Annotated in this window: 21 protein-coding genes; 13 read left to right on the top strand and 8 right to left on the bottom strand. The window is 58.3% G+C overall.

The annotated features are described in order from the left end of the window. Positions 1 to 63 precede the first annotated feature (63 nt). From FC75_RS08835 to FC75_RS08820, 4 genes are all read left to right on the top strand, one after another. Positions 64 to 1,014 carry a Dyp-type peroxidase gene (locus FC75_RS08835; protein WP_054662290.1) on the top strand — a complete coding sequence of 317 codons (951 nt, stop codon included), beginning with the start codon at positions 64 to 66 and terminating at the stop codon, positions 1,012 to 1,014. A gap of 363 nt (positions 1,015 to 1,377) precedes the next feature. After that, the gene (gene licT / locus FC75_RS08830) at positions 1,378 to 2,214 is read left to right on the top strand and encodes a BglG family transcription antiterminator LicT (protein ID WP_056989682.1); all 837 of its coding nucleotides are present in this window, start codon (positions 1,378 to 1,380) and stop codon (positions 2,212 to 2,214) included. Between the two features lie 86 nt (positions 2,215 to 2,300). After that, positions 2,301 to 4,190 (top strand): beta-glucoside-specific PTS transporter subunit IIABC, encoded by a 1,890-nt coding sequence (locus FC75_RS08825; protein WP_056989681.1) that lies wholly within the window; start codon positions 2,301 to 2,303, stop codon positions 4,188 to 4,190. After that, entirely contained in the window at positions 4,174 to 5,646 is a 1,473-nt protein-coding gene (locus FC75_RS08820; RefSeq protein WP_056989680.1) for a glycoside hydrolase family 1 protein, read from the top strand. The genes FC75_RS08825 and FC75_RS08820 overlap by 17 nt, the downstream gene beginning before the upstream one ends. Positions 5,647 to 5,724: 78 nt before the next feature. Here the strand turns inward: FC75_RS08820 and FC75_RS08815 are convergent, their stop codons facing one another. Together FC75_RS08815 and FC75_RS08810 are read right to left on the bottom strand one after the other, a co-directional pair. Continuing rightward, positions 5,725 to 6,243 (bottom strand): nitroreductase family protein, encoded by a 519-nt coding sequence (locus tag FC75_RS08815; protein WP_235808726.1) that lies wholly within the window; start codon positions 6,241 to 6,243, stop codon positions 5,725 to 5,727. A 72-nt stretch (positions 6,244 to 6,315) separates the two neighbouring features. Beyond that, positions 6,316 to 6,858, bottom strand: coding sequence for a GNAT family N-acetyltransferase (locus FC75_RS08810; RefSeq protein ID WP_054662285.1), 543 nt, complete (start codon positions 6,856 to 6,858; stop codon positions 6,316 to 6,318). A gap of 135 nt (positions 6,859 to 6,993) precedes the next feature. Here FC75_RS08810 and FC75_RS08805 point away from each other — a divergent pair, with 135 nt between their 5' ends. From FC75_RS08805 to FC75_RS08795, 3 genes are read left to right on the top strand one after another with little or no spacing between them, the layout of a single operon-like run. Beyond that, positions 6,994 to 7,323, top strand: a complete 330-nt coding sequence (locus tag FC75_RS08805; protein WP_056989678.1) for a PadR family transcriptional regulator — start codon at positions 6,994 to 6,996, stop codon at positions 7,321 to 7,323. A 3-nt stretch (positions 7,324 to 7,326) separates the two neighbouring features. Further along, positions 7,327 to 8,070 carry a permease prefix domain 1-containing protein gene (locus FC75_RS08800; RefSeq protein WP_056989677.1) on the top strand — a complete coding sequence of 248 codons (744 nt, stop codon included), beginning with the start codon at positions 7,327 to 7,329 and terminating at the stop codon, positions 8,068 to 8,070. A 53-nt stretch (positions 8,071 to 8,123) separates the two neighbouring features. Then, positions 8,124 to 8,876: a hypothetical protein gene (locus FC75_RS08795; RefSeq protein ID WP_054662279.1), complete on the top strand. Its 753-nt coding sequence runs from the start codon at positions 8,124 to 8,126 to the stop codon at positions 8,874 to 8,876. A 51-nt stretch (positions 8,877 to 8,927) separates the two neighbouring features. Here the strand turns inward: FC75_RS08795 and FC75_RS08790 are convergent, their stop codons facing one another. Together FC75_RS08790 and FC75_RS08785 are read right to left on the bottom strand one after the other, a co-directional pair. Next, positions 8,928 to 9,812: an NAD(P)H-dependent flavin oxidoreductase gene (locus FC75_RS08790; RefSeq protein ID WP_054662275.1), complete on the bottom strand. Its 885-nt coding sequence runs from the start codon at positions 9,810 to 9,812 to the stop codon at positions 8,928 to 8,930. A gap of 137 nt (positions 9,813 to 9,949) precedes the next feature. Next, positions 9,950 to 10,657: a TIGR00266 family protein gene (locus FC75_RS08785; RefSeq protein WP_056989676.1), complete on the bottom strand. Its 708-nt coding sequence runs from the start codon at positions 10,655 to 10,657 to the stop codon at positions 9,950 to 9,952. 106 nt (positions 10,658 to 10,763) lie between these two features. On the opposite strand from FC75_RS08785, the gene FC75_RS08780 reads away from it, so the two are divergent. The 5 genes from FC75_RS08780 (at position 10,764) to FC75_RS08760 (ending at position 14,857) form a co-directional block, all read left to right on the top strand. Continuing rightward, positions 10,764 to 11,606 (top strand): aldo/keto reductase, encoded by an 843-nt coding sequence (locus FC75_RS08780; RefSeq protein WP_056989675.1) that lies wholly within the window; start codon positions 10,764 to 10,766, stop codon positions 11,604 to 11,606. A 23-nt stretch (positions 11,607 to 11,629) separates the two neighbouring features. After that, on the top strand, positions 11,630 to 12,253 hold the full coding sequence (locus FC75_RS08775) for an SDR family oxidoreductase (RefSeq protein ID WP_054662272.1): 624 nt from the start codon (positions 11,630 to 11,632) through the stop codon (positions 12,251 to 12,253). Between the two features lie 265 nt (positions 12,254 to 12,518). Further along, positions 12,519 to 14,018, top strand: coding sequence for a ribosomal protection-like ABC-F family protein (abc-f, locus tag FC75_RS08770; protein WP_054662266.1), 1,500 nt, complete (start codon positions 12,519 to 12,521; stop codon positions 14,016 to 14,018). A gap of 141 nt (positions 14,019 to 14,159) precedes the next feature. Further along, on the top strand, positions 14,160 to 14,636 hold the full coding sequence (locus tag FC75_RS08765) for a DUF2975 domain-containing protein (RefSeq protein WP_056989674.1): 477 nt from the start codon (positions 14,160 to 14,162) through the stop codon (positions 14,634 to 14,636). A gap of 11 nt (positions 14,637 to 14,647) precedes the next feature. After that, on the top strand, positions 14,648 to 14,857 hold the full coding sequence (locus FC75_RS08760; protein ID WP_056989673.1) for a helix-turn-helix domain-containing protein: 210 nt from the start codon (positions 14,648 to 14,650) through the stop codon (positions 14,855 to 14,857). Positions 14,858 to 14,904: 47 nt separating this feature from the next. Here FC75_RS08760 and FC75_RS08755 read toward each other — a convergent pair whose 3' ends face one another. The 4 genes from FC75_RS08755 to FC75_RS08740 all read right to left on the bottom strand — a co-directional run bounded on the left by FC75_RS08755 (position 14,905) and on the right by FC75_RS08740 (position 21,090). Further along, positions 14,905 to 16,080, bottom strand: a complete 1,176-nt coding sequence (locus FC75_RS08755; RefSeq protein WP_056989672.1) for a GNAT family N-acetyltransferase — start codon at positions 16,078 to 16,080, stop codon at positions 14,905 to 14,907. Between the two features lie 86 nt (positions 16,081 to 16,166). Next, the gene (locus tag FC75_RS08750; protein ID WP_056989671.1) at positions 16,167 to 17,423 is read right to left on the bottom strand and encodes a PTS sugar transporter subunit IIC; all 1,257 of its coding nucleotides are present in this window, start codon (positions 17,421 to 17,423) and stop codon (positions 16,167 to 16,169) included. A gap of 341 nt (positions 17,424 to 17,764) precedes the next feature. Next, positions 17,765 to 20,377: an ABC transporter permease gene (locus tag FC75_RS08745; RefSeq protein WP_056989670.1), complete on the bottom strand. Its 2,613-nt coding sequence runs from the start codon at positions 20,375 to 20,377 to the stop codon at positions 17,765 to 17,767. Positions 20,378 to 20,388: 11 nt separating this feature from the next. Then, positions 20,389 to 21,090 (bottom strand): ABC transporter ATP-binding protein, encoded by a 702-nt coding sequence (locus FC75_RS08740; RefSeq protein WP_054662254.1) that lies wholly within the window; start codon positions 21,088 to 21,090, stop codon positions 20,389 to 20,391. A 122-nt stretch (positions 21,091 to 21,212) separates the two neighbouring features. Between FC75_RS08740 and FC75_RS08735 the strand changes: the two genes are divergently transcribed. Further along, the gene (locus FC75_RS08735; protein WP_162261106.1) at positions 21,213 to 21,788 is read left to right on the top strand and encodes a TetR/AcrR family transcriptional regulator; all 576 of its coding nucleotides are present in this window, start codon (positions 21,213 to 21,215) and stop codon (positions 21,786 to 21,788) included. The last annotated feature ends 42 nt before the right edge of the window (positions 21,789 to 21,830 follow it).

Here is a 21,830-nt window from a genome sequence, read left to right as displayed (position 1 = left end):
CCGCTTACACCCGTGTCATGCTATTCTGAGGGTTGGTAGAAGACTAATTTGGAGGGGATCACAATGCCTATCGATTTGACGAGAGTCCAAGATGTTTACAAAGATGCTGGCGACAGCATTATCTTCGCTACCCTAAATCTGAACCGGCGGGACCAGGCCAGCGACCTGGCCGCAGTGGAGGACTTGGCCGAGCACCTGCCGGCGTTTATCAACAGCATGAATATCCGCTACCCCGAATCTGGGTTAGCCGTGGCGTTCGGCTTTTCCCGCAACGCGTGGGACTACCTCTTCCCAACTGCCAAGCGGCCGGCGGAACTGGAGGAATTCCAGGCGATTCACGGCCCCAAGTACACCGCAGTTGCCACGCCGACGGACCTGTTTTTCCACCTCCGGGCCCGCAACTCAGCTGTGCCTTACGAGTTGCTGTCCGAGATCATGACGCGCATCAACGCCAATACGACGACGGTGGACGAGACCCACGGCTTCCGCTACTTTGAGGGCCGGGCCATCATCGGCTTTGTCGACGGCACCGAAAACCCCAACGCCTTGCAGACACCGGAATACGCCGTGATTGGCGACGAAGACCCGGACTTCATCAACGGGTCTTACGCGTTTGCGCAGAAGTACCGCCACGACATGGCCGCCTGGGAGCAGCTGAAGGTCGAGCAGCAGGAACAGGCCATTGGCCGCAAGAAGTTCAACGACATCGAGCTGGCTGATCACGAAAAGCTGCCGAATGCGCACAACATCGCTTCGCAGGATAACGAAGGCGGCGTCGAGCACAAAATCGTGCGCATGAACGTCCCGTTTGCCACCGCGGCCAAGGACGTCAAAGGCACTTACTTCATCGGTTACGCCCGCCACTGGACGGTCACCAAACGCATGCTGCAAAACATGTTTGAAAAGTCCGACCGGCTGCTGGACTTTTCCACGCCGGAAACCGGTGAGGTCTTCTTCATTCCGTCCCAGGACACGCTGAATCAAATCGCCGACAGCGAGTTGCCGCAAAAGTGACTTGCGCCCGGCACCCCGCGCCTTGGTCATGGACTCACCAGGCTTTGCCGTGCAGGTGTTGCCTGGCAACGGGTTCCTGTCGAGCAAGGCGCACAATCAAGTTTTTGGCCGTACGCCTCGCACACTACCTCACCCTTTTAAATCACTAACCAAAAAGTGATGATCAGACCTGGTCATCACTTTTTTGCTGCACCCGGCTAACTAACTATCACACGTCAGTTATTGTTTAAATTAATTTTTTCAACCATTTTTCTTGCTTCCTGCGGCGTCAGTTTGCTACGCTTAAGATATTCCATGGGATAACTATTCCGGCTGGCCTTGGCGCGCAAGGCCGACCGACTGCCATCAAGGGGGGCGCCTGCCGTGAAGATTCAAAAGGTACTGAACAACAACGTGGCGATCGTGCTGAATGGCCTAGGCCGTGAACAAATTGTCACCGGCCGCGGGCTTGCGTTCGGCAAGCGCCCCGGCGATGAGATCACCGAAGCTGCTGTCTCGCAAACTTTCACCCTGCAACCCAGCACCACCGCCGAGTTCACCCAGCTGCTGGCCGAGATTCCCTACTCCTGTCTGCAAGTGACAGGCCAAATCATCGAGCGAGCCAAGCACGTTGGCCTCAGCCTGAACCCCACGATTTTGGTGACCCTTGCCGACCATCTCCACACCGCTGTTCAGCGCACCCAAGCCGGCGAAACGGTCACGAACATCATGTTGTGGGACACGCAACGCTTTTACCCACGCGAATTTGCCGTGGGTGAAGCCGCGCTGGCGCTGGTCAAAGCCAAGTACGATGTGGCACTGCCCCCCGACGAGGCCGGGTTCATCGCCTTTCACCTCGTCAACGCGGAAACCACCAACGCCGGCACAGACGCCGCGAAAATCACGCAGCTGATGCAGGAAATGCTCAGCATCGTGCGCTACTATTTTCACTTCGAACCCGACAGCACCACCTCAGACTATAGTCGCTTTATCACCCACCTCAAGTTCTTCGCCCAGCGGCTGCTACGGAATGAGCCGATGGCGACCGTGGATGAGGAGCTACTTCAGCTGATTCTCGCGCGTTACCAGGCCCCTGCGGCCTGCGCCAAGCGGATCAGCGATTTTCTAAAAAGCCGCCATGGCTATGCGGTCACGGCGGCGGAATGCGCCTACCTCACCCTGCACATCGAACGCTTGGTGTACCGGGCTCAGGCGCAGTAGTCACTCTCACATTTTGTCAGATCGTTGGATGGTGACATTAAGTTGGCCAAACCTTCGGAAAGAAAAATCTTTCAGGAGGAAACATCATGACTAAATATGAACAACTCGCAACTGATATCATTGCCAAAGTCGGTGGTCGCGACAATATCATCGGCCTCACCCACTGCGTGACCCGGCTGCGCTTCAAACTCAAGGACGAAGGCATCGCCGACACCGCTGGCCTGAAAAGTATGGACGGCGTGGTCACCGTGATGCAGTCGGCCGGTCAATACCAAGTCGTCATCGGTAACCACGTGCCGGACGTGTTCGCGGAAGTGATGCGCGTCGGTAAACTGGACAGCAGCACGAACGCTGAGCCCGCGAAGAAAATGACCTTTGGCGAGCGCGTGATCGACCTGATCTCCGGGATCATGATGCCGGCGCTGTCCGTGATGTGCGCAGGCGGGATCATCAAGGGGCTCGCCGTGATCCTGATGGTCACCGGCCTGTTGACCGACAAGTCAGGCGCCTACATCCTGCTGGACGCGATTGGGGACGCCTGCTTCTACTTCTTCCCGATCGTGATTGGCTTCAACGCCGCCAAGAAGTTTAACATGACGCCATTTCTGGGCCTCATCATCGGCGCGGCGCTGGTCCACCCGAACATCAACGGCGTCGACCTGAATTTCTGGGGCATGAACTTCAATGCCTCATACAGTTCGACGATCCTGCCGGTCATTGTGATGGTGGCTTTGGCGGCGCCGCTAGAACGCTGGCTCAAAACGGTCATCCCGGATGTGGTCAAGACCTTCCTGGTGCCAATGCTGACGCTGGTGATCATTGTGCCGATTGGCTTTATGCTGATTGGCCCTGCGGCAAACCTGATTTCGCTGGTCCTGACTCAGGGGATCGAGGCGCTGATGGGCTTCAGCCCGATCCTAGCCGGCATTATCCTAGGTGCCACCTGGCAGCTGCTGGTGATGTTCGGCGTGCACATGATGCTCGTGATGATGGCAATGATTCCTTTGGCAGCCGGCAACCCAACGGCAATGCTGACCCCAATCGTCTGGGTGTCCTTTGCCCAAACTGCCGTGGTGGTTGCAATTTGGCTGAAGTCCAAGGATAAAAAACTTAAAGGCATTGCCCTGCCAGCATGGATCTCCGGAATTTTCGGGGTCACCGAACCAGCGATTTATGGTGTTACCCTGCCACGCATGAAGATGTTTGTCATTTCCTGCATCGGCGGCGGTTTAGCAGGTGGCGTCTGTGGCTTGCTCGGCATGCAGACTTACCGCATGGGCGGCATGGGCCTGTTCGCAATTCCTGGCATGCTCAGCACCGATAATGCCGGACGCGACCTGCTGTACGCCGGGATCTGCCTGGCGGTCGCGATCATTCCGAGCTTCATTGCCGCCTACGTCATGTACCAAGATGACCCAATTGTTGACGGCATCGAAGACGCAGCCATTCCCAGTGCCCCACGCCTGGAACGCGACACCGTGCTGATCAGTCCGATGTCCGGCCAGCTTGTGCCGCTGCGCGATGTCGAAGACGGCGCATTTGCCGAAGGCGCGCTTGGTCAAGGGATCGCGCTCGACCCATCAGACGGGCGCGTGGTCGCTCCGGCCGACGCGACGATCATGACCGTGTTCCCGACGAAGCACGCCATCGGCCTCATCACCGACAGCGGCGCCGAGGTCCTGATTCACCTGGGCATGGACACTGTCCAACTGAACGGCGAGCATTTTGACATCAACGTCAAAGCCGAGCAGCACGTCAAGGCCGGCGACCTACTTGCAACAATCGATATTGAGGCGATCCGCAAAGCTGGCTATTCGATGGTGACGCCAATTGTGGTCACCAATACCGCCGACTACCTCGATGTCATCGCCGAGCTGACCGGCGATGCCCAGATCAAAGCAGGCGAGCCACTGCTCACGCTGATCGCAGAAAACCAAGAAGCCACGGAGGTCAATGCCCATGCCGTTTCCGAATAATTTTCTCTGGGGAGCAGCACTTGCTGCCAATCAATGTGAAGGCGCCTGGAACGAGGGCGGTAAGGGCGAAAGCATCGCCGACCACCTGACTTCAGGCAGTCGAACGAAGCCGCGCCGCTTCGTCCAGGACCTGAATCTCGGCGATTACTTTCCTTCGCACACTGGGGTGGACTTCTACCACCGGTTCGAAGAAGACATTGCGCTGTTTGGCCAAATCGGCCTTAAGAGTCTGCGCCTGTCCATCGCCTGGAGCCGGATTTTTCCAAACGGCGATGACGCACAGCCAAACGAGGAAGGCCTGCGCTTTTACGAGCGCGTGTTCACAACCTGCCAGGAAAATAACATCACCCCGATTGTGACGCTCAGCCACTTCGAGATGCCGTACCACCTAATCACCGAATACAACGGCTTTGCAAATAAAAAAGTGATCGACATGTTCGTCCGTTACGCCGAGACCTGCTTCACGCGCTACAAGGGGCTGGTCAAGTACTGGCTGACGTTTAACGAGATCAACTTCGGCACCCTCAGTGCAGGCCGCCTGTTCTGCCTGGGTCTGCGCGATGCCGCGCAGGAGAACTACTTCTTTACTTCCGGCGACGAAACTGAGCAGTACCAGGCGCTACACAACGTCTTTCTGGCCTCGGCCAAGGCCGTAATCAGCGGCCACCAGATCGATCCGCAGAATCAAATTGGCTGCATGATTGCCAACGGCCTGGCCTACCCGCTGACCCCCAAGCCTGAGGACGTGCTGGCCACCCAGCAGCGCGCCGACTGGTTCAACAACTTCTGCGGCGACGTCCAAGTCCGCGGCAGCTACCCGAGCTTTGCCAAACGGCGGTTTGAAAGGCGTGGCATCAAGCTTAACGTGACCGCGGCGGAGGAAGCTGATCTACTGAACGGCAAGGTCGACTTCTACTCCTTCTCTTACTACTCCAGCTCCTGCGTCGCCAAAACCAGTGGTAACGAAGGTCAGGGCAACCTGATCGCCGGCCAGAACAATCCTTACCTGGAGACTTCCGATTGGGGCTGGCAAACTGATCCAAGCGGCCTGCGCCTGACCCTGAACCGGCTGTACCAGCGCTATCAAGTGCCGCTGATGGTCGTCGAAAACGGTCTCGGCGCGATCGATACGCTGGAAAACGGCGCAGTGAACGACCCGTACCGCATCGATTACCTGCGCGCGCACGTCGAGGCGATGCACCAGGCCATCGATGAAGACGGGGTCGACCTGATCGGCTACACCATGTGGACCGCCATGGACGTGATTTCCGCAGGCACCGGTGAAATGGCCAAGCGCTACGGTCTGATCTACGTCGACCGTGATGATCAGGGCGAAGGCTCTCTGACCCGCATTCCGAAAGCATCATCGATTTGGTACCACGACGTCATCGCCAGCAACGGCGACTCCGCACTGAAAGAAAGTGCCGAGCAGACAACTACCCCTGTGCCTGAATAACTTGGGATCAGTAGATAAAATCAAAGCAGGCCTGCCAGGCATCACTTCAGATGTTGGCAGGTCTGCTTTTTGGTGCGATTAATCTAGGATTTCTGTGGCAATGCGGTTGTCTGGGATGTCTCGCTTCGTGTAGGCGTCGGCGCTATCGCCGACGACGAGGCCGCCCACCGGCGTGAAACCTTCAGGGATCTTCAGCGCTTGCTTCAGCGCGTCATCCTCGGCCAACGCCGCGATCGCACCCCAGATGTGGCAGGCGCCAAGGCCAAGCTCGACCGCCGCCAAGTTGAGATTTTCGATCACTGTCGCGGCATTGGAATAGCCTGAATTATCGCTGGCGTCCCCCTTGAGCTTGGTCGCCAAAACGATCAACATCGGCGCACCGTACAGCATTTTTTCGCGGCCAAACTGTTTGGCCGCGGCCGCATCGATTTGGGCGAGCAGCTCAGGCTTTTCCACCACGGTCATCACGATGGAATCGTACTGACCCATTGCGACCGGCGAGGCGTAGGCCGCCTTCAACAGCTGTGCTCGCTGGTCGTCCGTCACCGGCACCCCAGTGTAGGTCCGCACCGACTTGCGCCGCAGCAATGCTTTCATCGTATTCAATGCTATCAGCTCCTTTTCGAGATTATTGTAGCACTGATCGGGAAAACGCCTCCAAGGAGAAGTTCAGCCGACCCACTCGCTTTTGAGCTTTGACCAAACATTTTCATCATGAAAGCCGTCAAGTAGCCGTTCGTCCTGGCGCAGCGTCCCATCAAGGTGAAACGTCGCCTCCTTAGCAACGGCATTACTGGCTTGATTCTCAACGGCGGCGCGGATCACGATCTTGTTTAGCCCGTACTCGCTGAACCCTAGCGCACACATCCCCATAACGGCGCGGTGCATCACACCGCGGCCCCGGAACGGCTGACCCAACCAGTAACCGATATCGGCACTGCGATTGGGGTAAAAGCCGTTGAAGCTGATCATCCCGGCCGGCTGACCCGCAACGACCAACACCAAATTGGCCGAAGTCCCGGCCCCAAAATGCTGGTTGAATAAGGTCAGCGCGGCCTGTTCATCGGCTGGCGTTTGAGTGTCTTTGACCCATGGCAAGTAGCGTTCAAAGGTCGTCCGATCGGCTGCAATCAAGGTGTAAAGCGGACCAGCGTCCAGCGCCGGGCGCGGGATTGTCAGCTGAAGGTCGTCATCCACAACATAACTAAACATACATTTTTCCTCCGTATTGATCATGATTATCACCCTTTCGACCCTGTTTCACAATATCAGCCCTAGGCCCGAGACGGCCACCAGAACAGCTGTGGTAAGATTACTGCATCAGATAAAGTAGTCGGAGGCGAGTGAATGATTTCAAGCGACAGCATGCGCGGCTACAACGACGCCTTAATCCTGGCGGTGCTGGCGGCCGGCGACTCGTACGGCTACCAGCTTGAAAAGGCCATTCGCGATCGAACCGGCGGCGCGTACGTCATTCGTGAAACAACGCTGTATTCGACCCTGACGCGCCTGGTCAAGGCCGGCAGCATTGAGGCTTACGCCGGCGAGATTTCTTACGGCCGCCCGCGCACGTACTACCGGCTGACGGCGGCAGGAAAAAGGGTTCTAGCCGCCAAACGCAAGGAATGGGCCCAGACCCAAGCAGTCGTGTCAAAATTTTTATCCGCGGAGGAATAGCTAATGGAAACCTTGAACACCTATCTGGCCGGACTGTTTGCCGGCGTTCCAGACACAGCGGCGACGCGCAAGGCCAAGGCCGACCTGCTCGATCTCATGACCGATCACTATCACGAGGAGCTGGCTCTGGGCAAAAGCGAGGCCGAAGCGGTCGGTGCGGCCATCACGGCAGTGGGCCCAATTGATGAGGTGCTCGCCGCACTGGACGTCGATCCGGTCGAAACGCAAAAGTCTCGCCAACGTACCGCTGACGACGCCATTGATGAGAAAAGCGCCGAACGCTACTGGCACGCTAATATTCGGTACGCACTATTACTCGGTGCTGGGGTGGCCTTTTGCATCTTGAGTATTGCCCTGGCCGCCGCGTTTGGCCTCCAGGACTCAACCATTGCAGCGGTCATGTTTTTCCTCGCGCTTGGATTTGGGGTGGCTGCCATTATCACCAGCGCAATGGGGATCAAACCTGAACGCCAGCGCATTGCCCACCGGCCCCTATCGCCAGCAACAAAAAAATTGGCAAACGAGAAGCTGGAAAACTATCATCAGGCGTACTCCGTTGGCCTTATGGTGGGCATTCTGTGCTGTCTGTTCTCAGTGATTCCGCCCATCGTGATGAACGCAATCGCAAATGAAGATTTAGGCGCACCGCTAATGATCGGCATGATCGCCCTTGGGGTGTTTTATCTCGTGTATGTCCAGACCATCAGTAACGGCTACAAGCGTCTAGCCAACCGCCCCGTCGCCTAGCAGTTGAAATGTGCTAAGATAACAGCGACATTGTTACGCCGTTGGAGGTACGCATGGACACACTCAAAACTTATTTGGCCGACCTGTATCAGGATCTGCCGGACACACCGGCCAACCGCAAGGCCAAGGCCGAGCTCCTCGACGCCATGACCACGTTCTACAATCGCCAGCTCAAGCAGGGAAAAAGCGAGGACGCGGCGCTTGGTGCCACTATCAAGGCCACTGCCGGCATGAAGACCCGACTGGCTGAAGTCCACGCTGAAACAATCGCCAAACCCTTCGCGCGAGCCGAAGCAGTCACCCACCAGCACAAGTCGGCGCCTGCCGTAACTTTAAAGCAAGCCGAAACGTTCTGGCAGGCTGCTGGCACCCATGCCCTTTATTTGGCCGGTGGCGTCTTTCTCCTCATTGTCGGCAGCGGCTTCACCATCGTGGCTGACACTGAGAACGACTTCTCGATGATGGCTTTCTTCATTCCGGCCCTGCTGGGCATCGCCGCTCTCGTTACGGGCAGCAAAGCCTTCAAGGCTGTGCGCCGGCCGCTGCGGCATTTGCCCGTCACGGCGGCGGTCAATGAGCAGGCCAGCGCTCGGCGGGCCGCCTACCATCGCCGCTACGTCATCGGGCAATGGGTCGGCATCGTGAGCTTAGTCGCCGCCTTTTTCATCGTGTCGATCAATGACAGCGACAATGAAAGCACGTTTTTGATGGCGACGCTGATCGGTTTGGGCGTCTTCTGCTTAGTTTACGTCCACAGTATCGACCATCAGTATCGGCGGTTGGCCAAGCGCCGCGTGGTCGATTAAGCCAAGAAATAGCGGCATCCACTTTCGAGATGTGGGTGCCGCTTTTTTGTGCTACGGAAAAAGCCGATCAACGATTGTTTGCGCCGGGGCGGTGCCGTTGACCATGCCGGCAATTTGCCCTGCCATCAGCGTGCCGTGCGCCACGTCGCCGGCGATGGCCTTGGCCAGGCTACCATCAAGCAGCGCATGCAGCTCGATGTTTGAAGCGCCCAGCGACTCGGCGACAAAGTACTGATCCGTGAGCGGATTTTTCAAGCAGCGCACCGCATCCCCCAGGGCCCGGCCAGTCACGACCGTTGAGGTGTCAGTAGCAGCCACCACCGCGGCCTTGTACGCCGCGCTGATCGGCGTCTCGTGCGCCGCCAGAAAGGCGGTACCGACCTGCACCCCGACTGCGCCCAGCGCCTGGGCCGCTTTGACCCCGGCCGCGTCGATGATGCCACCGGCGGCAAACACTGGCAGGTCGACGGCCGCCGTGACCTGCCGCACTAGGCTCATGGTCGTCTGGGTGCCGATGTGACCGCCAGACTCCATGCCTTCAGCGACCAACGCGTCTACCCCCAGCGCCGCCATTTTTTTCGCCACCTTCACCGATGGAATGACCGCGATGACCTTGGTGCCGACCGCGCGCAGCTCCTTCACGAAGCGCTTGGGCGTGCCAGCACTGGTGGTGACGACCGGTACCGGGTGATCGATCAGGTACGGCACGAGTTCGGCGATGTTGTCCTGCTGCAGCATCAGATTGACGGCAAACGGCTCATCGGTGTAGGTGTGCACACCGTCGATGGCCTTGGCCAGGCTGCTCACGTTCTTGTCGCTGGTCGTGAGCACGCCCAGTCCACCGGCATTGGCGACCGCCCCGACCAAGCATGCCTGGGAGATTCCCGCCAGTGCCCCTTGAATCAGTGGGAGCCGCGTTCCTAAAATCGTCGTCATCAAACCGCCTCCTGCAAGCTGCAACTAGCCGGCCCTAGTGGTAGCGACCGGCCGTTGCTTCTACTTTAGTCGATTTTAAATGAAAGCGCCACCATTTTTAGTAAAAGAAAACCGGACGCACGGCCCGGTTTAATTCTTTAATTCGAGGACTTGTCAGGCAGGTACGGCTTGACCAAATTGGCCAGCGCCTCGACGTTGCGCGTCTGCAGGTACACACGCCCGCGGCCGGTAAAGTGGTTGACCAGCCCTTCGCCGGTCGTGAAGCCAAAAGTGCCGCTGGCAATTTCGATGCTGTAATCGAGGCTGGATTCCCAGGCGACGACATGATTGTTGTCGATCACGTAATCGTGACTCCCGTCCAGATCCACCGGGAGCAGGTCACCGTATGCCGACACCAGCATGGTGCCAGTGCCGGTGGTTTCCATGATGAAGAACCCGCCGGTGCCGCCCAGCAGCGCCCGGCCGGCTTTTTGCCGAATCATCGAATACCCGGCCGTCGTGTCCATCGCCAGAAATGCGCCGGTATTCAGGCGCCACTGGTGCGTGCCATCCAGCGTCAGTTCTTGAATCACCCCTGGGTTGCCCGGGGCGATTGCCAGTTCTGCACCGCTAGCCTGCGCGGTCGCCGTTGTAATAAAAAACGACTCGCCGGATGTCATGCTGCGGCCCAGCGCCGAGAGCATCCCGCCCAGCCCGCTTTTGCCGTTGCTGTTCATATGGCCTTCCAGTGTCACCCCGTCGTTATGGTAAATCATTGACCCAGCCTCGATCTGCGCGCTATCCCCGCGGTCAAGGTGCAGCAGGGCAATGGGAAAAGGCACATTGCCTTTCAGTTCATAATTCATTTTTCTTCACCTCCGTTGAATTGTATTTTACGCCATTGGGCAAGCGCTTTCGACCCAGACGCAGGCGCGTGTTATGATAATCATGCAATCAGTGAGGAGGCGCTGCATGAAGACGACGAAACTCAACGGGAGCACGACCTTGGCCTTGGGCATCGGGACCTGGGAGCTTGGCGAAGGCGACGCTTCGCGAAGTGCGCGCGAGGTGGCCGCGATTCGCGCGGGCCTGGACGCCGGGCTCACGCTGATCGACACGGCCGAAATGTACGGCGAAGGCGCGGCGGAGACCCTGGTGGGCCAGGCCATTGCCCCGTACGACCGCAGCGCGCTGTACTTGGTGTCCAAGTTTTATCCCTGGCACGCGACCGCCGTGCAAATGCGCCAGTCGCTTGAGGCCAGCCTGCAGCGCCTGGGTACCGATTACCTGGATCTGTACCTGCTGCACTGGCCGGGCCAAACCCCGCTGGCCGAAACGCTGGCCGGCCTGGCCGACCTGAAAAAGGCTGGGCTGATCCGTGCATACGGCCTGTCCAATTTTGACCAGCCGGCGCTGAAGGAAGCGCGCGCCCTGCCAGGCGGTCAGGCCATCGCCGCCAACGAGGTCTTGTATAACGTCGAGGCCCGCGGCATCGAGTTTGACCTGATTCCGTACCAGGCGAAAATCGGTATGCCGCTGCTGGGTTACTCGCCGTTCGGGTCCGGCAACGGGCAGCAGATTTCGATCTCCGCCTCAATCAAGCAGCTGGCGCACAGCATGCACCTATCCGTGCACCAAGTGCTGCTGGCCTGGGCGGGGCGCGGGAGCGTGATCCCGCTGGTCAAAACCGGCAGCGCTGCACACATGCAGGCCAACTTGGGCGCGCTGGACGTAACCCTCACTGAAGAGCAGCTGGCAATCATCGACGCGAATTTCCCGGCGCCGACGCGCAAAGTCCCCTTACAATCCATTTAACATTTAAAAAAGGAGTGATCAATATGACCAAAGTATTTGTTGCGGGTGCCAACGGCCAAGTGGGCCGCTTGGTAATTGAAACGCTGCTGACCAATGACTGCGAGGCCGTGGGCGGCTACCGCGACCCGGTTTCGCAGGCACGCGGCGACACAACGCAGTTTCACGCCGTGCATTTTGACTTGACCGACCCGGTCAGCACCCTGGCGCAGGCGATGGCGGGCTGCGACGCGATCATTTTTGCCGCCGGCTCCGGTGGCAAGAACCTGCTGGAAGTCGACTTGGACGGCGCGGCCAAAACCATGATGGCCGCACAGCAGGCCGGCATCACTCGCTTCATTCACCTCAGCGCGCTGAACGTGCAGGACCGCATCTTCTGGCCGAAGTCTGGCATCAACGATTACTACATCGCCAAATATTACGCCGACGAGTGGCTCAAGACCCGCACCAGTTTGGACTGGGTGATCGTCGAGCCGACCGCGCTGACCAATGACGACGGCACCGGCAAAATCACCCTGAAACCGCAGGGCCAGTCGCAGATCTCCCGGCAGGATGTTGCCACCGTCCTGGTCGAGGCCGTTAATTCCGACCTGCACCGGCAGGAACTGGAAATTGCCAGCGGCGATGTACCAATCGCCCAGGCGTTTTAAAAAATAGTTGCGTTCGGCTAATCACCCGCGGTATAGTGAAGCCAACAAATTTACGAAGAAGGTGTCGCCATTGAAGTAAGCCATTGATGAAACGTCGAAGCCCTGAAGCACGGGCGCAGTCTCGACTTTTCGCAATGGCAAACTTCTGGTGACACCAAGTGAGGCGACTCGCTTGGCCAGCCCATTTGGACTGGCTTTTTGCTTGCCCAAAAGGCCATTTACTGCGCGAACTTCAGGCCCGTCCTTTAGAAAGGATGAGCGCCTCATGGCAACTATTACCCTGTCCCATCTCTCGTTTGGCTACGACGGCCAAACCGAATTATTTCACGATGTCTCGTTCGACCTGGATCTGTCCTGGCACCTCGGGCTGGTCGGGCGCAACGGCCGCGGCAAAACGACCCTGCTGGAGCTGATGCAAGGCCAACACGAGCACAAAGGCAAAATCAGCGTGCCCACTTCGCTGCGGTATTTTCCCCAGACCATCAAAGACGAGACTCAACTGACCCTCTACGCGATGCAGGAAGCAAGCGACGCCGAGCAGTGGCAGCTCGAGCGCGAACTGAACCTGATGCACGCCGACCCGGACATTCTCTGGCGGCCGTTCAACCTGCTGTCCGGCGGCGAGCAGACCAAGGTGCGCCTGGCCCTGCTGTTCGCCGAGGACAGCGGCTTCGCCTTGATCGACGAACCCACCAATCATCTCGATGCCGCCAGCCGTACCCTGATTGCCGACTACCTGCGGCACAAGCCTGGCTTCATCGTCATCAGCCATGACCGTACCTTTTTGGATGCGATCACCGACCACACCCTGGCCATCGACAAGCAGGCCATCACTTTGTACGCCGGCAACTACAGCGTGTACGCGGCCGAGCGCGAGCGCCAGAACGCGTTTGAGCGAACTGAAAACGCCAAGCTCAAGCGCGACATCGGCCGCCTCAAGCAGTCCTCGCGCGACAAGCACGACTGGTCGCTCAGCCGCGAAGGCGACATTCACGGCGACCCGCACGTCAAGGGCAGCGGCGGCACCGGCCATGCCGGTTTCGTCACCGCCCGCGCCGCCCGTCTGATGAAAAAGTCCAAGGTGCTCGAACACCGCATGGATAAGGAAATCGAAGGCAAGTCCCAGCTGCTCAAAAACGTCGAGGACGTGCCCGAGCTGACCATCAACACCATCCCCGATCATCATGAGATTTACGTGCACGTGGCGGACTTCACCTTAAGCTATGATGGTCAGCCGCTGTTTGCCCCGCTCACGTTCGACGTGCGCCGCGGCGAGCGCGTGGCGCTGGCCGGCCCCAACGGCATCGGCAAATCCTCGCTGCTTCATGCGCTGCTAGGCACATTTACTGGCACGACGACCGGCACGCTGGCCTACCCGCCCAGCCTGACCTTCAGCCTCAGCCGCCAGCTGTATGCAGATAACACAGGCACTATCGCCGACTTTGCAGCCGCCCACCACCTGAACTACCAGGATCTGCTCAACAATTTGAAAAAACTGGGCCTGGAGCGCTTGGCCTTCACCACGCCGATTGAACGTCTCAGCGCCGGTCAGCAAAAGAAAGTCGAACTCGCCAAGTCGCTGGTCACCCCGGCCAACCTGCTGGTGTGGGACGAACCGCTCAACTATCTGGACCTGTACAATCAGGACCAGCTGGCCACGAGCATTCTCAAGTCGCAGCCCACCATGCTGTTTGTCGAGCACGACCGGGCGTTCATTAACCGGATTGCCACTAAAGTAATCACCCTCACGCCGAGTCAGGCCTAGTCGCCCGCTCGGCATTTTTGCCGGCCAAAAGGTTAAGAATTTATCGATTATCAATAAATGATTATCGATAATCGACAAAGTCATGCTACGCTGAAGCCATCAACTTGACGGGCAAGCCCGTCGCTTTTTGGAGGAAACATGATGAAAATTCGGATTTGGCTTCTTAAGCTCCTACTGATTGCAAGCGTCATCGCAATCGGGGCCTTCGGAATCGGGCTGATTCCGAGCTTTCCGGGCGTAATGGTTCGCGACTACCAGTGGCCGGTGGCGGCCTGGGCCTTCACGCTGGGCGCGGCGGTCGCGGTGGTCAGCTACTGGCTCGCCGCCTTCATCGCTTGGCACCTTTTGGACTGCATCACCGCCAATGCCGCGTTCACCCAGCGCGCCGTGACCCTGATCATCCGCCTGAAGTGGGCCGTTGGGGCAATGGCGCTGGGCCTTTTGGTCTGCCTGCCGCAGTGGTACCGCATGGCCGACCACGATGATGCCCCTGGGGTAATGGTGATTGGGCTCGGCTTTTTTGCCATTCCGGCCATTGTCTGGCTGTTCCTGGCGATCCTGCAGCAGCTGTGGACCACGGCGCTGGCCTACAAAACCGAAAACGACATGACGGTGTGAGGAGGCCAGCGATGATCGAAATCAATTTGGACCTGATGCTCAAAAAACGCGACCTGACCCTGACTGAGCTGGCCGAGCAGGTCGGCATCACCTTAGCTAACCTGTCGATCCTGAAAACCGGCAAGGCCAAGGCAGTCCGTTTTTCGACGCTAGCCAAGCTGTGCGAGGTGCTCGACTGCCAGCCCGGCGACCTGCTGGCTTACCAACCGAATCACCAGTGACAGCAAAAGGGTTCGCGAAAAAATTCGCGAACCCTTTTTTGAACTGATCAGAAATAGTCGTTGAATTCTGGCGTGGCCTGCTGAAGTGCTTGGTCTAAGCGCACGGCAGCGGCCAAACCGCCAGTGCCCTGGCCGCTCATCAGGAGCGCATGCAGTGAGGTGGCGCCCATGAGCGCCTTGGTCAGCTGCTGGATGGTAAAGGTCAGCTCTGGTGCAGCGTTGGCGTCTTTTTCCGCAGTGGTCTGACCCGCCGTGCGGCTCAGCTGCCAGACCCCGGCGTTGACCGGCAGGACCGGATCTTCGACTGCAATGGTCACCGGCGCAAAATCCTGCGTGAACGGATAACGGTTCAGAAAGTCCTGCAGGTCCACGATGCGCGCCATCATGTAAGGGGTGACGACCGCTGACACGGCGTACGGCTCCTGGATCCAATCACCGGCGTACTGGCTATGCGGGGATTCGTAACGCAACTTCTGAAACGTGTTCCCATGCTTGAGCAAAAACGCCATCAGCTGCTCAAAAGCGGCCGGCGTGTTCGCCAGCAGCTTGTGCACGGTCATCTCCGCGCCGCTGCGTTCGTACACCGCGTAGCCCTGCGCCTGGCCATCTTCGCCGAAGTACACGCCGGCATCCCAGCGGTTCTTCAGCGTCAGGTAATCCCACCACCAGTCCTCGCGCATCATGCCGCCGGGCAGGTTCTGGGCCTTTTTGGCATAAAGCGGCTTGATGCTCAGCAGCGCCGCGGCGAACGACATGCGCTCGACGCGGCCGCCTTGGTGCTGCGGGTGGTACGCCGGCACGTGATCATGCGCAATCGTGTACGTGATGTGGTTGAAGACTTGCTCATAGCCGAAGCGACGGTAGTACCGGTAGGAAAACGGCGCCAGGTACGACAGGGTCACGTTGCGGTCGTACATCTCCTGCAGCGCCGCCTTCAGCAGCGTCCCAGCGCCACCGTGGCCAGAGTCCTCCGGCGCAGACATTACGTCGCCGATGCCGTTCATTTTGTAAGCCACCCCGTGAAAATTAACGGTAAATGGCAGACTGTAAAGCCCCGAGGTCAGCTGCTGGCCATTTTTTAGGCCGTAGATCCAGCCGTGGGCGTACCGCGCGTTGAAGAAACGCCGCCGCGCCTCACTGTCCTGGCCGTTGAACGCGTATAGGTAAAGCTGGTAGAACCGCTCGCGGTCCGCCGGGTCGGTCAATCGATACTCAGATGCCATGATGGTCCCTCTTTCAGTTTATGTTTAACTCTATTGTAACCAAGAACGCCCGGTTCGCGAGTATACGCGAGCCGGACGTGTCTGTGTTAAGCCTCAGCTTTCGCCTCATCAGCAGGCTTGTTTTCGGCTGCAATCATCTGTTTCTCCGCAGTCTTGAAGAACGGGTAGTAGCAGGCAGTCGCGATGACCAGCTCGACGGCTGACCACACCGCGGCCCGCCAGTCCCAGTTGGTGGCCATCAGCGGCCCGATGATTGGCGGCATCGTCCATGGCACCATCGCAGACGGTGCAGAGACCCAGCCGATGCTCATCAAAATGAACGTCCCGGTCGCCAGAATTAATGGTACCCCGATGAACGGGATCATCGTGATCGGGTTCATGACCAGCGGGAACCCGAAGATGACAGGTTCGTTGATTTCAAACAGCGCACTTGGAAACGCGACGCGCCCCAGTTCCTTGTACGTCTTGGATTTGGAAAACAGCATCAGGATGACCAGCGTGATCGTGGCGCCGGTGCCGCCGACGTTGACGAACAGGCTGGAAAAGCCCATTGCGGTGTTGAACGGCAGCGGTTGGTGATGCGCCAGCGCTGTGGCGTTAGCGGTCAGGAACTGCAGGAAGATCGGGTCGGAAATGCCCTGCAGGGTCATGTCGCCGTGGATCCCGCAGACCCACAGCAGCGAAACCAGCAGCGTGTAGACCAGGATCCCAGGCAGTGTGTTCATCGCAAACAGCAACGGGTGGAAGATGGCCTGGACGACCTTGTTGATGTCGATCCCAAGCGGCATGCGCACTGTCCAGAACAGCAGCAGGATCACAAACCCAGGCAGCAGTGCGACGAATGAATTGGAAACCGCAGCCGGCACACCGGCGGGCAGCTTGATGACAATGTTGCGACTTTCAAAAAAGTGAAAAATCAAAACAGAGACAAACGCGGTAATAATGGCAGTAAACAAACCGGATGACGAGAAGTTGGCGGTATCAAGCGTGTACTTGTCGTTAAACGACAGCACGATGAACGCCATGGTGCCCAACCCGGCCGCAGAAATGGCGTCAACGTCCAGCGCCTTGGCCAGTTGAAAGCTGATACCGATCACGGCAAGCAGCGAAATGATCCCAAATGACGCGTTTGTTGCCACGCCCATCATGTTGACATAGGGCTTGATGAAACGAGTCCAGGCCGGGATCGGAATGTTGGCCAGGATCATGAAGACAGAACCGGAAATGATCGCCGGCAGGGTCAGCACCAGGCCGTTACGAATCGAGACTAGGTACTTGTTGTTCCCAACCTTGGCCATCGGTGGCATGATCGTGTTTTGCAGCCAGTCCATAAACTTCTGCATAGAAATCTCCTCCTTTTGTGCGCTTTGCGGAGTGGTCTAGGCTGTTAGAAAATTCTCTCCCGGAGGATTTCGTAAAACGCTTTCTCAATACGTTAAATATCATAGCGGTATAGTCCGCATTAGTCAACACTTGTGCCTACCCATTTTTATCGTACCAATCCATTCGATTGTGGCCTATACCTTTCACAAGTTGCAAACTGTCCGGTAAACCAATTACTTCAAAAAGTTTTTAACCGCCCGTCCCCACCAGCGATTATGTCACCTTGACCCCTACCGTGTCATGGATTGGTACCCGAACAAGGGGGACAAAAAAACGAGGCCCTCGCCTCGCTTCTTAACGCTTATTCACTTGACTTCAGTGCCCCTACCATGTCGATGCGCTGCAGTCGCTTGTGGGTGACCAGCATCACGATGCCGGTGAACGCCGCCATCAGCAGCGTCGACCAAACATAGCTCAGCGGGTTGATCACCACTGGGAAGATGACCTGCGTGGTCTCGGCCTGATGCAGGACGTAGGCCAGTAAGCCGTAGCCAACACCGTAGCCGAAGAGAATGCCGACAATGGTCATGACGATGTTTTCCCGCACGATGTACATCGTGACTTCGCGGTCGTAGAAGCCCAGGACCTTGATGGTCGACAGCTCGCGGATCCGCTCAGACACGTTGATGTTCGTCAGGTTGTACAGGACCACGAACGACAGCACCCCGGACAGCAGAATGAAAATCAGGACCACGGGATTCAGCGTTGCACCCATGTTACCGATCGACTTAGTCTCGTCGGCCTTGAAGCTCGTGCCCAGCGCCGCGCCGCGTTTAAGCAGCTGGTGCGCCAGGTCATTGCGCTGGCTGCCGGACATCGGTTTCAGCTTCAGGAGCAGTGCGTTTTTCGCTGGCTTCCGGCCGAAGGTCCTGGCGTACGCCCCCGGGCTCATGTACGCAAACACGCCGATGTAGTTGGTGGTGATACCGCTGACCTTGACCTTCTTGGCCGGCTTGCCGGTGCGAGTGAAGGTGATGGTGTCACCCTTTTTCACGTTCAGCTGGTTGGCGATCTTCTGCGCGATCACGATGCCGTGGGTCGGCAACTTGTAAGTGTCGCCATATTGGCTGAGCGAGATGAACTGGCCGAACTTAGCCGGACGCGCCGGCGTGTACAAGTTGATGTCCGCGATTTGCTGACCATGCGCTTTCGCCTTGCCCGTGTCGGCAGTCACGACCTGGTGCGCCTGGTACTTGCCGGAATCTTTGACGAGGCGCAGCGCCTCGGCCTGTTTGCTGGGACGAGCCAGCGCCACCGTCGCGTCATAGTGGAAGACCTCGTCGTACTGGTGAGCCGCGGTGGTCCCAATCGAATCGCGCAGCCCAAAGCCGGTCAAAAGCAGACCGGTGCCCCCGGCAATACCGACGATGGTCATGATCATGCGACTCTTGTAGCGAAACAGGTTCCGGTAAGAGACCTTCTGGTTGAACGACAGGTGGCGCCACAGCGGTTTAATGCGCTCCAGTAGGATCCGCTTGGCGGACTTAGGGGCAGCCGGCCGCATCAGCTCTGCCGGCCGCTCGCGCAGTTCCCGCCGCGTGACCAGCCACGCCGCCCCGACCGTCGCCAGCAGCGAAAAGCCAATGGCCATTGCAAAACTGCCCCACATCAGGGGAATCGTTGGCGTCAGCGGAATCACCATGTCGTACAGCGACACGATGAACCGTGGCAGGGTCAAATTACCGGCCACGCTGCCGACGATGGTCCCCAGCAGCCCGGCCATCAGGGCGTACATAATGTAGTTGCGCGCGATGGCCCACTTGCCATAACCCAGGGCCTTGAAGGTCCCAATTTGACCGCGCGCCTCTTCGACCATCCGCGTGATGGTCGTGAACGTGATCAACGCGGCAATCAGGAAGAAGAACCACGGGAAGACGTTGGCAATCGCCGCGATGCGATCCGCACTGTCGCCGAAGGACGCAAAACCGGGCAAGTCCGCCCGCGTTTGCCACGTGTAGCTGGTGTTGATGGCCGATGTCGCCTTTTTCTTGGCGGCATCCAGTTTTTGCTGGGCCGCATCAATCTGCTGGGTCTGTGCCGTCAGTTCTGGCGTAGTCGTCATCGCGCCTTGTGAGGCGGCCTTGACCTGCGCGCTGGCCGCAGTCAGCTGCTTTTTCGCGTCATCCAACTTGGCCTGCTCGGTGGCGATGGGTTTCATCGCTGCAGCCAGCAATTCCGCATTGCGGGCCTTGGCGCGCGGCTTGAAGACTCGCTTCAGCGTGGCCACTTTAGCCGCCACGTCATCCTTGTAGGCCTTGCTGTAACTGCTTTCGCCTTGGAGAGTCGCGAACCGCACGGACAGCAGCGTGGCCACGTCCAGATTCATCTGCTTGGGCTGCACGTACGCAAAAAAGCGCACCGTCCCGTCGCCGACATTGGTGGACCCGCGCTCGTTGTTGTCAACGTACCGCGGTGAATCCGCAAAGCCAACAATTTTAAAAGCGCGGCGTGTCAGGTCGGCGTCCTTGCTGAAGCGAAAAGTCTGACCCAGGCGATAGTGGTACTCGGTTTTCGCGCGGGTGTCGAGCAGCACTTCGTCAGCGGCTCTGGGCAGGCGGCCGGCGGTCAGGGTCAGCCGGTCCTGCTTGGCCGCTTTCCTGTAGCCATACAAGGCGATGGCCAGGTCGCCCTTGCCCCCGGTGACGTACTTGAAGCGGGTCAGTTCAGCCTTGGCGCCGCTCACCTGCTCGGCTGTTTTCACGTCCTGCTTGGTGAGCCCAGTGGTCGACAGGAGCTGCACGTCGGCCAGGTGCGCGGTTTTGACAGTGTGGTCCATGGAATCTTCCAGCCCCGGTCCGGCGGCGCGCACACCGACAAAGGTCAGCGTCCCCAGCAGGATGATCAGCACGATGGCGATGAAGCGCCCCTTGTTGGCGCCAATCTCACGCCACATGTTCTTCCGCATTGGCTTCATCATGCCGCCCCCTACCACTCGATGTCCGCGATGGGCAGCGGCTTGTCGTTATCGGTGACCGAGCGCACTTTGGCGTCGTTCAGCCGGATCACGCGGTCGGCCATTTGAGCCAGGGCCGAGTTGTGCGTGATGATCAGGACCGTCGTGCCGTCCTTGCGCGAGGCATCCTGCAAAAGCTGCAGGACCTGCTTGCCGGTTTCGTAATCCAGCGCCCCGGTCGGCTCGTCGCACAGCAAGAGCTTGGGATTCTTCGCCAGCGCGCGGGCAATGGCGACGCGCTGCTGCTCCCCGCCGGACAGCTGGGAGGGAAAATTGTCGATCCGGTCCGCCAGGCCAACCGCCTTGAGCGTCGCCTCGGCATCACGCGCGTCGTCAACAATCGAGTTGGCCAACTCCACGTTTTCCTTGGTGGTGAGGTTCGGGATCAGGTTGTAAAACTGGAAGACAAACCCGACGTTGTGTCGCCGAAACTCGGTCAGCTGCTTGTCGTTGAAGCGGGCAATGTCCACGCCGTCGATAATGACCTGGCCCGAGGTGGGCACGTCCATGCCGCCTAAAATGTTCAGCACGGTCGACTTGCCGGCCCCAGACGGCCCCAGAATCACCGTTAGCTGGCCCTTTTCACAGTTAAAAGAGACGTCGTTGTTGGCGATGATCTCAGTTTCTCCCATTTGATACTTTTTAAATTCGTTGCGGACTTCGATGTATGCCAAAATTGCCCTCCATTAATCCAACAGTGTGTTGATATAATGCTATTATGCAGGTATGCTCGAATCAGTTCAACCGACAACTCCAGCGGATGCTGTCATTAATTAAACAAATCACGCCAAACTGTTTGAAAGAAGGAAACCCAATGGTCGGCACCAAGAATAATCGACGCGCCCAAGCCACCGAACGGCAGCTGAAAGATGCCATGCTGGCGCTGCTGGCTGAAATGCCGCTGCAAAAAATCAGTGTCGCCGCGCTGTGTCGGGAGGCAGACATCAACCGCGGCACCTTTTACACACACTACCAGGACACGCAGGCGTTGTTCAACGCCATTGAACTGGACCTCGTTGACCAAGTTGGCGCCTTGGTCAACCGTCCGCGCACCGACATGGCTGCCTGGCTGACGCCGATCCTCACGCTGGTCCGCGAAAATGCCGCCGCCACCGAGATCATCATCCGCAACCTGACTGCCAGCCCATTGCTGCTTGCCGTGCTCAACCCGCTGCGTGAGGAATCCCTGGCTCGCTATCGCAAGTGGTATCACGAAACCGACCCTGCCCTGCTGGAATACTACTTCACGTTCTATCTGAACGGCGCCGTGCAGGTAATTACTAGCTGGCTAAAAAGTGGTGCGCGCGAATCCCCGGCCGCGATTGCGAAGGTGATCGTGCGCGCGGCGCTGCGCGATGAGCCGTTTGGATAGGTGGATGAGTTGGCTCTGCTTTTCAAGCGACAAGGCTCCAAC

It is taken from the genome of Lacticaseibacillus camelliae DSM 22697 = JCM 13995 (genome assembly GCF_001436615.1).
GTDB lineage: Bacteria > Bacillota > Bacilli > Lactobacillales > Lactobacillaceae > Lacticaseibacillus > Lacticaseibacillus camelliae.
Note: the sequence above shows the minus strand (reverse complement) of the source record. Positions and strands in the feature narration are given on the sequence as shown.